This window comes from Klebsiella sp. BIGb0132 (genome assembly GCF_024810075.1).
GTDB lineage: Bacteria > Pseudomonadota > Gammaproteobacteria > Enterobacterales > Enterobacteriaceae > Klebsiella > Klebsiella terrigena.
On the sequence record NZ_JANUDW010000002.1, the window covers coordinates 96,127 to 109,867 of the forward strand.

The 13,741-nt window shown below is 55.2% G+C and carries 14 protein-coding genes and 1 other annotated feature; of the genes, 10 read left to right on the plus strand and 4 right to left on the minus strand.

Features of this window, described 5'->3' with window-relative positions:
• The first annotated feature begins 109 nt into the window (after positions 1–109).
• From thrS to ihfA, 8 genes are all read left to right on the plus strand, one after another.
• Complete coding sequence (gene thrS, locus M2416_RS07295; RefSeq protein ID WP_259222974.1) at positions 110–2,038, plus strand: threonine--tRNA ligase; 1,929 nt, start codon at positions 110–112, stop codon at positions 2,036–2,038.
• A 3-nt stretch (positions 2,039–2,041) separates the two neighbouring features.
• A complete protein-coding gene (gene infC / locus M2416_RS07300; protein ID WP_049267827.1) occupies positions 2,042–2,584 on the plus strand; it encodes a translation initiation factor IF-3 in 543 nt (180 codons plus the stop codon).
• Between the two features lie 96 nt (positions 2,585–2,680).
• A complete protein-coding gene (gene rpmI / locus M2416_RS07305; protein ID WP_001124225.1) occupies positions 2,681–2,878 on the plus strand; it encodes a 50S ribosomal protein L35 in 198 nt (65 codons plus the stop codon).
• A 50-nt stretch (positions 2,879–2,928) separates the two neighbouring features.
• Positions 2,929–3,285 (plus strand): 50S ribosomal protein L20, encoded by a 357-nt coding sequence (gene rplT / locus M2416_RS07310; RefSeq protein WP_004102963.1) that lies wholly within the window; start codon positions 2,929–2,931, stop codon positions 3,283–3,285.
• 118 nt (positions 3,286–3,403) lie between these two features.
• Positions 3,404–3,529: a sequence feature (Phe leader region), on the plus strand.
• Positions 3,409–3,453 (plus strand): pheST operon leader peptide PheM, encoded by a 45-nt coding sequence (gene pheM / locus M2416_RS07315; protein WP_001386830.1) that lies wholly within the window; start codon positions 3,409–3,411, stop codon positions 3,451–3,453. (Overlaps the previous feature by 45 nt.)
• A 169-nt stretch (positions 3,530–3,698) precedes the next feature.
• Positions 3,699–4,682 (plus strand): phenylalanine--tRNA ligase subunit alpha, encoded by a 984-nt coding sequence (gene pheS / locus M2416_RS07320; RefSeq protein ID WP_041146054.1) that lies wholly within the window; start codon positions 3,699–3,701, stop codon positions 4,680–4,682.
• A gap of 15 nt (positions 4,683–4,697) precedes the next feature.
• Complete coding sequence (gene pheT / locus M2416_RS07325) at positions 4,698–7,085, plus strand: phenylalanine--tRNA ligase subunit beta (RefSeq protein WP_259222976.1); 2,388 nt, start codon at positions 4,698–4,700, stop codon at positions 7,083–7,085.
• Between the two features lie 4 nt (positions 7,086–7,089).
• On the plus strand, positions 7,090–7,389 hold the full coding sequence (gene ihfA, locus M2416_RS07330; protein ID WP_004102960.1) for an integration host factor subunit alpha: 300 nt from the start codon (positions 7,090–7,092) through the stop codon (positions 7,387–7,389).
• Positions 7,390–7,444: 55 nt separating this feature from the next.
• Here ihfA and M2416_RS07335 read toward each other — a convergent pair whose 3' ends face one another.
• From M2416_RS07335 to admX, 3 genes are read right to left on the minus strand one after another with little or no spacing between them, the layout of a single operon-like run.
• On the minus strand, positions 7,445–7,798 hold the full coding sequence (locus M2416_RS07335) for a RidA family protein (protein WP_123551559.1): 354 nt from the start codon (positions 7,796–7,798) through the stop codon (positions 7,445–7,447).
• Positions 7,795–9,060: a D-amino acid dehydrogenase gene (locus M2416_RS07340; RefSeq protein ID WP_259223954.1), complete on the minus strand. Its 1,266-nt coding sequence runs from the start codon at positions 9,058–9,060 to the stop codon at positions 7,795–7,797. Before M2416_RS07340 ends, M2416_RS07335 begins: the two co-directional genes overlap by 4 nt.
• 38 nt (positions 9,061–9,098) lie before the next feature.
• Positions 9,099–10,013 (minus strand): HTH-type transcriptional regulator AdmX, encoded by a 915-nt coding sequence (gene admX / locus M2416_RS07345; protein ID WP_041146050.1) that lies wholly within the window; start codon positions 10,011–10,013, stop codon positions 9,099–9,101.
• 277 nt (positions 10,014–10,290) lie between these two features.
• On the opposite strand from admX, the gene M2416_RS07350 reads away from it, so the two are divergent.
• Both M2416_RS07350 and btuC read left to right on the plus strand, forming a co-directional pair.
• Entirely contained in the window at positions 10,291–11,724 is a 1,434-nt protein-coding gene (locus tag M2416_RS07350; RefSeq protein ID WP_259222978.1) for a gluconate:proton symporter, read from the plus strand.
• Between the two features lie 133 nt (positions 11,725–11,857).
• Positions 11,858–12,844 carry a vitamin B12 ABC transporter permease BtuC gene (gene btuC, locus M2416_RS07355; protein ID WP_041146048.1) on the plus strand — a complete coding sequence of 329 codons (987 nt, stop codon included), beginning with the start codon at positions 11,858–11,860 and terminating at the stop codon, positions 12,842–12,844.
• A gap of 62 nt (positions 12,845–12,906) precedes the next feature.
• On the opposite strand, the gene M2416_RS07360 is transcribed toward btuC, so the two are convergent.
• Positions 12,907–13,707 carry a MetQ/NlpA family ABC transporter substrate-binding protein gene (locus tag M2416_RS07360; protein ID WP_259222980.1) on the minus strand — a complete coding sequence of 267 codons (801 nt, stop codon included), beginning with the start codon at positions 13,705–13,707 and terminating at the stop codon, positions 12,907–12,909.
• Between the last annotated feature and the right edge of the window lie 34 nt (positions 13,708–13,741).

The window sequence follows — 13,741 nt, forward strand, 5'->3', positions numbered from 1 at the left end:
ATTTTCGCAGAGTGAAGCGGGAGCTCGGTCTGAACTTGTTGATAATTATGATTATATTGTTTTGTATGTGCTCTTTCGTGTGGGGCACCACTGCAAATAAGGACATGAAATGCCTGTAATTACGCTTCCTGATGGCAGCCAACGGCAGTTTGACCACGCGGTTAGCCCGCTTGACGTTGCCCTCGATATCGGCCCTGGCCTGGCGAAAGCCACCATCGCTGGCCGTGTGAACGGCGAGCTGGTTGATGCCTGCGATCCCATCGAAAACGATGCAACGCTCTCTATCATCACCGCTAAAGATGAAGACGGCCTGGAGATTATTCGTCACTCCTGCGCGCATCTGTTAGGTCATGCGATTAAGCAGCTGTGGCCGAACACCAAAATGGCTATCGGCCCGGTTATCGATAACGGCTTCTATTATGACGTTGATATCGATCGTACGCTGACCCAGGAAGACCTCGACGCGCTCGAAAAACGTATGCACGAGCTTGCCGAGAAAAACTACGACGTCATCAAGAAAAAAGTCAGCTGGCATGAAGCGCGTGAAACCTTCGTGCAGCGCGGCGAGACCTATAAAGTGTCGATCCTTGATGAGAATATTGCTCATGATGACAAGCCCGGCTTGTATCATCATGAAGAGTACGTCGACATGTGCCGTGGGCCGCACGTGCCGAACATGCGTTTCTGTCATCATTTCAAACTGATGAAAACCGCTGGCGCCTACTGGCGTGGCGATAGCAACAATAAGATGCTGCAACGTATTTATGGCACCGCGTGGGCGGATAAAAAGGCGCTCAACGCCCATCTGCTGCGCCTGGAAGAAGCATCTAAGCGTGACCACCGTAAGATCGGTAAGCAGCTTGACCTGTATCATATGCAGGAAGAAGCGCCGGGTATGGTATTCTGGCACAACGATGGCTGGACTATCTTCCGTGAACTGGAAACTTTCGTCCGCTCTAAGCTGAAAGAGTACCAGTATCAGGAAGTCAAAGGCCCGTTTATGATGGACCGTGTGCTGTGGGAAAAAACCGGCCACTGGGACAACTACAAAGATGCGATGTTCACCACCTCTTCTGAGAACCGTGAGTACTGCATCAAGCCGATGAACTGCCCGGGTCACGTGCAGATCTTTAATCAGGGCCTGAAATCCTACCGCGATCTGCCGCTGCGTATGGCGGAGTTCGGTAGCTGCCATCGTAACGAGCCGTCAGGCGCGCTGCATGGCCTGATGCGCGTTCGTGGCTTTACTCAGGATGACGCGCATATTTTCTGTACTGAAGAGCAGGTGCGTGATGAAGTTAACGCCTGTATTCGTATGGTCTACGATATGTACAGCACCTTTGGCTTCGAAAAAATCGTCGTCAAACTCTCAACTCGTCCGGAAAAACGTATCGGAAGCGACGAGGCCTGGGATCGTGCTGAGGCGGATCTGGCAGTCGCGCTGGAAGAAAACAATATCCCATTTGAGTATCAGCTGGGTGAAGGCGCGTTCTACGGTCCAAAAATTGAATTTACTTTGTATGACTGCCTCGATCGTGCATGGCAGTGCGGAACGGTACAGCTGGACTTCTCTCTGCCGCAGCGTTTAAGCGCCTCTTATGTAGGCGAAAGCAACGAGCGACAGGTACCGGTAATGATTCACCGTGCTATCCTTGGTTCTCTGGAGCGCTTTATTGGCATCCTGACCGAAGAGTTCGCCGGCTTCTTCCCAACCTGGCTTGCGCCAGTGCAGGTAGTGGTCATGAATATTACTGATTCTCAGGCCGATTACGTTAACGAATTGACGCGTAAACTACAAAATGCGGGAATTCGTGTAAAAGCGGACTTGAGAAATGAGAAGATTGGCTTTAAAATCCGCGAGCACACTTTACGTCGTGTCCCGTACATGTTGGTCTGTGGCGACAAAGAAGTCGAAGCCGGTAAAGTAGCCGTGCGTACCCGTCGCGGGAAAGACCTCGGCAGCATGGACGTAAATGAAGTGATCGAAAAGCTGCAACAAGAGATTCGCAGCCGCAGTCTTCAACAACTGGAGGAATAAGGTATTAAAGGCGGAAAACGAGTTCAAACGGCGCGTCCGAATCGTATTAATGGCGAAATTCGCGCGCAAGAAGTTCGCTTAACAGGTCTGGAAGGCGAGCAGCTTGGTATTGTGAGTCTGAGAGAAGCTCTGGAAAAAGCTGAAGAAGCCGGAGTAGACTTAGTCGAAATCAGCCCTAACGCCGAGCCGCCGGTTTGTCGTATCATGGATTACGGCAAATTCCTCTATGAAAAGAGTAAGTCTTCTAAGGAACAGAAGAAAAAACAAAAAGTTATCCAGGTTAAGGAAATTAAATTCCGACCTGGTACCGATGATGGCGACTACCAGGTAAAACTCCGCAGCCTGGTTCGCTTTCTGGAAGAGGGTGATAAAGCTAAGATCACGCTGCGTTTCCGCGGTCGTGAGATGGCTCACCAGCAGATCGGTATGGAAGTGCTTAACCGCGTCCGTGACGATCTGAGTGAACTGGCAGTGGTCGAATCCTTCCCATCGAAGATCGAAGGCCGCCAGATGATCATGGTGCTCGCTCCGAAGAAGAAACAGTAAGGCCTTCAAGTAGCAATTCCTGTGGAGCCTCTGGGCTTCGCAGGGACTGTTCGCCTACGTTTCGTTTATTAACAATGCGAAGTGGAAGTTATTAAAATGCCAAAAATTAAGACCGTACGCGGTGCTGCTAAGCGCTTCAAAAAAACCGGTAAAGGTGGTTTTAAGCACAAGCACGCTAACCTGCGTCACATTCTGACCAAAAAAGCTACCAAGCGTAAACGTCACCTGCGTCCGAAAGCCATGGTTTCCAAAGGCGATCTGGGCCTGGTAATCGCGTGCCTGCCGTACGCATAAGTCGTTAACCCTTTTAACTTTTTAATTAGAATAGATACAGGAGAGCACATATGGCTCGCGTAAAACGTGGTGTAGTTGCCCGTGCACGTCACAAGAAAATTTTGAAACAAGCTAAAGGCTACTACGGTGCGCGTTCTCGCGTATACCGCGTTGCCTTCCAGGCTGTTATCAAAGCAGGTCAGTACGCTTATCGTGACCGTCGTCAGAAAAAGCGTCAGTTCCGTCAACTGTGGATTGCGCGTATCAACGCAGCAGCACGTCAGAACGGTATTTCTTACAGCAAATTCATCAACGGCCTGAAAAAAGCCTCTGTTGAAATCGACCGTAAGATCCTGGCTGACATCGCAGTATTCGACAAATTAGCGTTCACCGCTCTGGTCGAAAAAGCGAAAGCAGCTCTGGCATAAGCCAGTTGAAAGAGGGAGCTTGTCTCCCTCTTTTTGTTTCAACTCTATCAATACATTGACTTTTATTGCTGTAAGCTTTTCAATACAGGTCTTACGTTTCGTGCCAGACAAGGTAATGCAAGCATGAATGCTGCTATTTTCCGCTTCTTTTTTTACTTTAGCACCTGAACTCAGGAGGCTAGCGCGTGAGAAAAGAAACGAAAAACAGCGCCAGAAAGCCTCCCACCGTGGAGGCTTTTTTCGTATATGAACTGGCTCGTTCTATTTCAAGCTGCAGGTGCGTGGCTTAATGCGCGTCATCCCGCCGGAATCTTCGTGCTGGATAACGGCTTTACCCGCTGCCTGCGACTCGAAATAGTCAGAGCAAAATAATGACCATAACCGGTGTCTGCACCGACATAATGAGGAAAACCATGTCACATCTCGCAGAGCTGGTTGCCAGTGCGAAGGCAGCCATTAATGAGGCATCAGATGTTGCCGCGCTGGACAACGTCCGCGTGGAATACCTGGGAAAGAAAGGGCATCTGACCCTTCAGATGACGACCCTGCGTGAGCTGCCGCCAGAAGAGCGCCCGGCTGCAGGCGCGGTGATCAACGAAGCCAAAGAGCAGGTCCAGCAGGCGCTCAACGCGCGTAAAGCCGATCTGGAAGGCGCCGCGCTGAATGCGCGTCTGGCCGCTGAGACCATTGACGTCTCGCTGCCGGGGCGTCGGGTCGAAAACGGCGGCCTGCATCCGGTTACCCGCACTATTGACCGCATCGAAAACTTCTTCGGCGAGCTCGGCTTTACGGTGGCAACCGGTCCGGAGATCGAAGATGACTATCATAACTTCGATGCGCTGAATATCCCGGGCCACCACCCGGCGCGCGCTGACCACGATACCTTCTGGTTTGATGCCACTCGCCTGCTGCGTACCCAGACTTCCGGCGTACAGATCCGTACCATGGAACATCAGCAGCCGCCGATTCGTATTATCGCCCCTGGCCGCGTTTATCGTAACGATTACGATCAGACCCATACCCCGATGTTCCATCAGATGGAAGGTCTGATTGTTGATAAGAACATTAACTTCACCAACCTGAAAGGGACGCTGCACGACTTCCTGCGTAACTTCTTTGAAGAAGATCTGCAAATTCGTTTCCGTCCGTCCTACTTCCCGTTTACCGAACCCTCTGCTGAAGTTGACGTCATGGGTAAAAACGGCAAGTGGCTGGAAGTGCTCGGCTGCGGCATGGTGCACCCGAACGTTCTGCGCAATGTCGGCATCGACCCGGAAGTCTATTCCGGCTTCGCCTTTGGTATGGGCATGGAGCGTCTGACCATGCTGCGCTATGGCGTAACCGACCTACGCGCGTTCTTCGAAAACGATCTGCGTTTCCTCAAACAGTTTAAATAAGGGCAGGACAGAACAATGAAATTCAGTGAACTGTGGTTACGCGAATGGGTTAATCCGGCGATCGACAGCGAAGCCCTGGCGAATCAGATTACGATGGCCGGCCTCGAAGTTGACGGCGTTGAGCCGGTTGCCGGCAGCTTTAACGGCGTCGTCGTCGGTGAAGTCGTCGAGTGCGGCCAGCACCCGAACGCTGACAAGCTGCGGGTGACCAAAATTAACGTCGGCGGCGAACGCCTGCTGGATATCGTGTGCGGCGCGCCGAACTGCCGCCAGGGTCTGAAGGTTGCGGTTGCTACTATCGGCGCCGTACTGCCGGGCGACTTCAAAATTAAAGCGGCAAAACTGCGCGGCGAGCCTTCCGAAGGGATGCTGTGTTCGTTTTCCGAGCTGGGTGTTTCCGACGATCACAGCGGAATTATCGAACTGCCGGCAGATGCGCCGATTGGTACCGATATCCGTGAATATCTGAAGTTTGACGACAACACCATCGAAATCAGCGTGACGCCGAACCGTGCCGACTGTTTAGGTATCATCGGCGTCGCTCGCGACGTGGCGGTACTGAATAAAGAGCCGCTGAACGCGCCGGAAATCACGCCGGTTGCGGCGACGATTGCCGATACGCTGCCGATCACCGTTGAGGCGCCGGACGCGTGCCCGCGCTACCTGGGACGCGTTGTTAAAGGCATCAACGTTAAAGCGCCCACTCCGCTGTGGATGAAAGAGAAGCTGCGCCGCTGCGGCATCCGCTCTATCGACGCGGTGGTGGATGTCACCAACTACGTTCTCCTCGAGCTCGGCCAGCCGATGCACGCCTTTGACCGCGATCGCATCGAAGGCGGCATCGTGGTGCGGATGGCGAAAGAGGGCGAAACGCTGGTGCTGCTGGATGGTTCCGAAGCCAGGCTCGACGCTGACACCCTGGTTATCGCAGACCACCAGAAGGCGCTGGCGATGGGCGGCATCTTTGGCGGCGAGCACTCCGGCGTGAACGACGAAACGCAGAACGTGCTGCTGGAGTGCGCATTCTTCAGCCCGCTGTCTATCACCGGTCGCGCGCGCCGTCACGGCCTGCACACCGATGCCTCCCACCGCTATGAGCGTGGGGTCGACCCGGCGCTGCAGCACAAGGCCCTGGAGCGTGCAACCCGCCTGCTGATCGATATCTGCGGCGGCGAAGCCGGCCCGGTGATCGACGTGACCAACGATGCGACCCTGCCGAAGGCGGCAACTATTACCCTGCGCCGTAGCAAGCTGGATCGCCTGATTGGCCATCACATTGATGATGCTCAGGTCAGCGATATTCTTAGCCGCCTGGGTTGTGAAGTGACCGCGGGCGAAGGCCAGTGGCAGGCCGTCGCGCCGAGCTGGCGTTTTGATATTGCGATCGAAGAAGATCTGGTTGAAGAAGTTGCCCGCGTATACGGCTATAACAACATTCCTGACGAACCGGTCCAGGCTGGCCTGATTATGGGCACCCACCGCGAGGCGAACCTGTCGCTTAAGCGCGTGAAAACCCTGCTCATCGACAAAGGCTATCAGGAAGTTATTACCTATAGCTTCGTTGACCCGAAAGTACAGCAGCTGATTCACCCGGGTGAAGAGGCGCTGATCCTGCCAAGCCCAATCTCCAGCGAAATGTCGGCGATGCGCCTGTCGCTGCTGACCGGCCTGCTGGGCACCGTGGTGTATAACCAGAATCGTCAGCAGAGCCGCGTGCGCATCTTTGAGAGCGGTTTACGCTTTGTTCCTGATACCGAGGCTCCGCTGGGGATCCGTCAGGACGTGATGCTGGCCGGCGTAATTTGCGGCAATCGCGTTGATGAGCACTGGAACCTGGCAAAAGAGTCCGTCGATTTCTATGATTTAAAAGGCGATCTGGAGTCCGTTCTCGACCTGACCGGTAAATTATCCGCCATCGAATTCCGCGCAGAAGCGAACGCCGCGCTACATCCGGGACAGTCGGCAGCGATTTATCTGAAAGGTGAACGCATTGGTTTCATTGGGGTTGTTCATCCTGAGCTGGAACGTAAACTGGATCTGAACGGTCGCACTTTGGCGTTTGAGCTGGAGTGGAACAAGCTTGCAGACCGCGTGGTGCCTCAGGCGCGCGAGATTTCTCGTTTCCCGGCTAACCGTCGCGACATCGCCGTCGTCGTCGCTGAAAACGTACCCGCAGCTGATGTTTTGACCGAGTGTAAGAAAGTTGGCGTAAATCAGGTAGTTGGCGTAAACTTATTTGACGTGTACCGCGGTAAAGGCGTTGCAGAAGGCAGTAAGAGCCTTGCAATCAGCCTAATCCTTCAGGATACCAGCCGTACACTCGAAGAAGAGGAGATTGCCGCTACCGTCGCCAAATGTGTAGAGGCATTAAAAGAGCGATTCCAGGCCTCATTGAGGGATTGAACCTATGGCGCTTACAAAAGCTGAAATGTCAGAATATCTGTTTGATAAGCTTGGGCTTAGCAAGCGGGATGCCAAAGAACTGGTAGAGTTGTTTTTCGAAGAGGTTCGTCGTGCTTTGGAAAACGGAGAACAGGTAAAACTCTCCGGGTTCGGCAACTTCGATTTGCGTGATAAAAACCAGCGCCCGGGTCGTAACCCGAAAACGGGGGAAGATATTCCGATTACAGCCCGGCGCGTGGTGACCTTCAGACCCGGCCAGAAACTTAAAAGCCGCGTCGAAAACGCTTCGCCCAGAGACAAATAATCTGAACTAACTAAAAAGGCCGCTGATGCGGCCTTTTTTCTTTTCATTTTCAGGATCAGGCTTTTACGGCAGTGACCATCACTTCGACGAGAATATCCGGGCGCGCCATCTCTGCCTGGACGGCCGCGCGCGCCGGGCTGTGGCCTTCCGGCAGCCAGGCAACCCAGGCTTCGTTAAAACCGGCAAAATCGCGGGCCATATTTTTCAGCCACACCTGCGCGGAAAGAATGTGCCCGTTGTCGCTACCGGCTGCCGCCAGCAGAGCGTCGATTTTCTCTAAAACTTCCCGCGTCTGCTGCATAATATCCTCCTCGCTGCTTTTCGGCGTTTGCCCCGATAAAAAGATCAGGTTGCCATATTCGACGCTGGCGGAAAGACGCGGCTGCGGATTGTTACGGATAATGTTCATGCTGATTTTTTCCATGTCAGGCCATCTAAAGCGATGGCGGGGTTTTCGCTATCGAGCAGGGCGCCGAGCACCGCCGCGCTGCCGGCGGCGAGGGTGAAACCCAGGCTGCCCTGGCCAAGGTTCATCCACAGGTTTTGGTAGCCGGCGCGTCCCAGCAGCGGAGGGCCGGCTGGCGTAGAAGGGCGCATACCGCTCCAGGCCTGCGCATCCTCAATGCCCTGGAGCTCGGGGAAGCTGCCGGCCACAATTTTTTTCAACGCCGCAATACGCTCAGGACGCAGTCCGTCACCGTCGTAGCCGATATCAACCATCGCGGCGATACGCAGCTGCTCTCCGAGGCGGGCATAGACAATTTTGTGCCCATAGTCGGTGACGCTGATATCCGGCGCGATCCCGGCCTGGGCCGGATAGGGCAGCGTCAGGCTGTAGCCTTTCAGGCCGCAAAGCGGCACGTGAATTCCGGTGCCAGCCAGTAACGGGCTGCTGCCATTGCCGGCGGCAACCACAAAATCATCGCCGACAATCGTTCCCCGGCTGGTTTCCGCCGATTGAATACGACCGCCTTTTTTATTCAGACGGCGAACGTCACAGTCGCCAGTGAGGGTAAAGCCGGCGCTGGCGTTGAGTTTCTCCAGCAGCGCCAGGCAAAACTGATGGCAGTCAGCGGTTTCGTCGCCGGGCGAATAAATACCGCCGCAGAGCGAGGCGCGGATATGCTTGAGCGCGGGTTCAAGTTCGATACACTCGGCTCCGCTCAGGGAGCGCTGATATTGCGGATTGATCCCTGTTTCCGCTTTATTCAGATCGTACTCCCGGCGATGGACGACTAATTTCCCGCAGCTTCGCCAGTGAAAGTCGCTCAGATTATCCTCATTCAACCACGCCTGCATAACCTGACGGCTGAGCAGCGACAGGCGAAGAATATGATCGCCGTTAACCTTATTGGTCCGGCTGTTGCAAGCGCGCAGGAACTGCAGCAGCCAGCGCCACTGGTCTGGGGACATCCGCAGGCGCATATTGAGCGGCGAGTCGCTCCTGCCCATCCACTTTATTCCCTGTAGCGGCACGCCGCGGTCGGCCAGCGGCGCGACGTAGCGGTAGCTAAGCTGGCCGCCGTTAGCAAAGCTCGTCGCCAGGCCGGGGGTCGCATTGCGCTCCAGCAGCTGGACCTCGTGGCCGCGCTTAATGAATACGTAGGCTGTCGCCAGCCCGATAACGCCGCCACCGATAATAACAATGCGCTTTTTCATAACCTGAGATATCCACCGCTGATAAATGCAATGGCGTTATGTCAAAGCATTTACCCCTGCGGCGCAATTGACTTTTTATTTTCAGGGTATAACCCCAGGTTAATTTCCTGCAGCTGTTTACGCAGCTGCCGGCAGATAAAATCGACAAATTTATGCGCAATCGGACTCAGGGAAACATCCGCCCGACGCAGCAAGCAGAGAGGGATCGTCATCGGCGGCGAAATAGGGTGGATCATCGTCGGGGTCAGGTTATGACGCGCGGAAAAAATATCGGTAATGCTGCAGCCCATGCCGCGTTTAACAAATTCAGTGGCCATGTAATAGGTCTGAACGTTGAGGCGGGTCGTCGAGAAGTCGCGACGGGTAGCAATGGCGGCCGACAGCGAGTGGGGGCCGGGAGAGATCCAGCGCTGCTGGTCTATCTCATCAATCGCCACCACGCCCTGGCGGTAGTCACGATCGATGTAGACCAGCGGCACTTCGGCAATGGTGGTGGTGATGATTTCGCCCTGCTGAACCGGCTGGAGCGTCAGCGCCAGATCGATCTCGCGCAGATCCAGTTTCTTGACCAATGTCTCAGTATGTTCCGTGGTCAGGGTCATCACCAGATTCGCGTTTTGCTGATAGAAGTCGGTCACCATTTCCGGCACCAGGCTCAGCCCGAGGCTGGGTAAACAGCCGAGGCTAATTTTTGCCCGCGGGTCGCGCGCCAGGTTGTCGGCAAGCAGGCGCAGATTATCCAGATCCTGGTAGATATTCTGCGCCTTCTCGAACAGCGTCAGCGCTTCGCTGCTCGGCAGCAGCTTGCCGCGAACGCGCTGAAAGAGTTTAAAACCCAGCTTCATTTCGGCGTTTTTGAGCGCCTTACTGGCCGCCGGTTGAGAGATATTCAGCGACTCCGCTGCTCGTGAAAGGGTGCCGCAGGTCATCACGGCGTGGAAGATTTCCAGGTGACGCAGTTTCATCAGGGGTTAACTCAGGGTTATAGGGGCCAGATAAAAATTCATTTTCTAATAACAATAAATTAACATAAATTCAATTCACAATCAGCGTTCTGTTTACTTATTGCGCTTTTTGCCCCGCCGGCAGGCGGAAAATCCGATTCTCAGAACAATACCTGTTGTCCCTACGCAAACCCTCAGGCCTTCGCGCCAACAATTATAACGAGGGGGATATTTTCTGAGCTGGCCCAAATGCGCTGACCTGAAATAGCGGTTGGTTTTATTGGCATCAAGGAGTTGTATGAGTGACTCAACGCTCTCCGGTAATCCTGTTACCCGAAGAACTATTACCAGAAAAAATATCGTTATTGGCCTGCTGTCGGGGCTATTTTTACTGATCGCCTTTTGGTGTCATGGCCGCCCCAGCGCAGAGCTGGGACTTCTCAGCTTTACCCCGCTGGTAGCATTAGCCGTGCTGTCGCTTATTGGCGTGGATATCGTGCTGGCGGTTATTTCATCAATTATTATTGCGATGATCATGACCTCTACCGGGCTGCCGGAAATGGGCACGATGCTGGCGAAATCGACCGGCTCTTTTATTGCCACCGTCGGGCTCATCATTATGCTCGGCGCCGGGGTGGGGGAGGTGGCTACCCGCACCGGCGCGGCGGTAGAGCTGGTGAAATTCGTGGTTCATCGCATAGGGCTCTCCAGCCAGACGCGGGTGAAATTTGGTATTGTCGCCTCCTCGATTCTGATTTGCGGCGCCCTGGGCACCATGGCCGGCGGTAACGCCATTATCGTCGCGGTGATTATTCCCATCGCCGCAGCGGTGCGCCTGACGCCGCCCACGGTGGCCGCGCTGATGATGACCGCCGGTTCTATCGGGCTGTTTACCGGCCCCTTTACCCCGAGTACGGTGACTATTCTTAAGCTCGGAGGCCTGAGCTATCCGGACTATTTACTCTACGTCGGTCTGCCGATGAGCGCCGTCACGCTGCTGGCCGGCTGGGTCATGGCGGGGCGTATCCAGAAAATGACCGAGGGCAAGCTTCGCTATGAGGTTAACCTTGCTGAGCAGCCGCAGGATGAGAATAATCCGACTCTTGCCCGCCGCAGAAAGCTGAGCGCGCTGGCCTTTGCGGCAACGATTATCGTGATGGCGGTGGTGGGGGTGGTTATTAAGGCCGGCTTTAGCTTCGCTATTATCGTGATGCTGCTGGTGGCGCTGATTACTGGCCTGGTCGGGGGGCTGCGGCCAACGCAGATCCTGCAGGCGCTGTATCACGGCTGCGGTCGGCTGGTGTGGATGTTCCTGCTGTACTGGCTCTATAACCCGATTCTTGAACTGATGGACGGGCTGCACGCTTACCAGGGGCTGCTGGACTACACCCAGCCGCTGCTCGAGGGGATCTCTCCCGCCTGGCTGTGCTTTAGTATTTTTGCTTTTAATATTATTGGCCATGTCCCCGGCGCGGCGGTAGCGCAGATGACTTTTACCCATAAAATCTTCGGCCCGATGCTGATGGCGGCAGGCGTCCCGCCGCAGGGGACAACCGCCGTGCTGCTGGCATCATCGCAGGTTGACTGGTTTGGTCCGTTCCCGTCGTCGGATATGTTTGGACAGATGGGGCTGGCGCAGTCCACGCATTTGAAATATATGCTCTACAACGGCTGGGCCATCGTTCTGGCTAATATTGTTCTCTTCGCCGTTCTGTTCCAGGTCCTGGTGTAGCAGCTGCGCGAGCGGGCAGCGCGATTCTGCCCGCTCGCGTCCGTCGATATGCGCCATACGCCGATGTTTTGCTTTTCTCCCCGCAATACCCACCGTAAAATCAAATACATCTCTTTCTTGCATCCCGGTATTTATGCAGACCTTTGCTCAAATTCAACAGCGCCGCAGCCGGCGCTGGCTCGTTGCTTTACTGCTGCTGCTGCTGGCGATGATGGCCGCCAGCCTCTGCGCGGGCGATCTCTGGATCCCGCCGCAGGAGTGGTTCAGCGCCAGGGGGCAGCTCTTCATCTGGCAAATTCGCCTGCCGCGCACCCTGGCGGTGCTGCTGGTGGGCGCCGCTTTAGCGCTCTCCGGGGCGATCATGCAGGCGTTGTTCGAAAACCCGCTGGCGGAGCCGGGGCTGCTGGGGGTCTCTAACGGCGCGGGGGTCGGGCTCATCGCCGCCGTGCTGCTGGGTAAAGGATTCCTTCCTGGTTGGGTGCTGGGGCTGTGCGCCATTGCCGGCGCGCTGGTTATCACCTTTATACTGCTGCGCTTTGCCCGTCGGCATCTGTCAACCAGCCGTCTGCTGCTGGCAGGCGTAGCACTGGGCATTATCTGCAGCGCGCTGATGACCTGGGCCGTCTATTTCTCCACCTCGTTCGATTTACGTCAGCTGATGTACTGGATGATGGGCGGCTTTGGCGGCGTAGACTGGCAGCAGCTGTGGCTGATGCTGGCGCTTCTGCCGGTGCTGGCCTGGGTGGGGCTACAGTCGCAGCCGCTGAATATGCTGGCTTTGGGAGAGGTATCGGCTCGCCAGCTGGGCTTACCGCTGTGGCTGTGGCGTAAGCTGCTGGTAGTCGCCACCGGTTGGCTGGTGGGGGTGAGCGTGGCGCTGGCCGGAGCCATCGGTTTTATTGGGCTGGTGATCCCGCATATCCTGCGGCTATGCGGCTTAAGCGATCATCGCGTTCTGCTGCCGGCCTGCATGCTTGCCGGGGCCAGTGCGCTGTTAGGCGCCGATATCGTCGCCCGCCTGGCGCTGTCGGCAGCGGAGCTACCGATCGGCGTGGTGACCGCGACGCTGGGCGCGCCAGTGTTTATCTGGCTGTTGCTGAAGTCCGTGCACGCGCAATAAGCACCGAATCCAGGCGCATCGGCAGGGCGTCTATCGCCTGCCGATGCGCAGATTAAGTGCTATTACCACCCCTTGATAGCATCACCTTTATAAACTTCCAGCGCTTTGTCAGCGACCTCTTTAGTCTGGAACGCCTCTTTCAGCTCCTGAACTTTTTTGCTGTCTTTATTATCTTCGCGAGACACGATAGCGTTCACGTACGGCGAGTCCTGGCCTTCCATAAACAGACCATCCCGCGCGGCGGACAGGCCAACCTGCGCCGAGAAGTTGGTGTTAATAATCGACAGGCTAACGTCAGGATCGTCCAGGGTACGCGGCAGCTGCGGGCTGTCCACTTCGACAATTTTCAAATGCTTAGGATTGTCGATAATGTCCAGCGCCGTTGGCAGATAGCCGACGCCATCTTTCAGCTTGATCAGGCCCTGCGCCTGCAGCAGCAGCAGGCTGCGCCCCAGCGTCGTGGTCTCGTTGGAAATAGACACCGTCGCACCATCCGGCAGCTCGTCGATATTTTTTATCTTGCGAGAGTAGGCGGCGATAGGGAAAACAAAGGTTTTGCCGACGACGGCGAATTTGTAGCCGCGCTCTTTCGACTGCGCTTCGAGGTAGGGCAGCGTCTGGAAGGCGTTAGCGTCGACGTCTTTATTATTTAACGCTTCGTTAGGCAGGACGTAATCATTAAAGGAAATCACCTCGACGTCGAGGTTATATTTGTCCTTGGCCACCTGCTCAACGACTTTCCAGATAGCCTCATCCGGACCGGTATTGATCGCCACCTTGACCTTATTATTATCGTCAGGGGAGCAGGCCGATAACAGCACCACCGATGAGGCAATCAGTACCGAACTCAACAGCTTCTTCATCTATAAAACTCTCTTAAATTAATCATTAACGAAA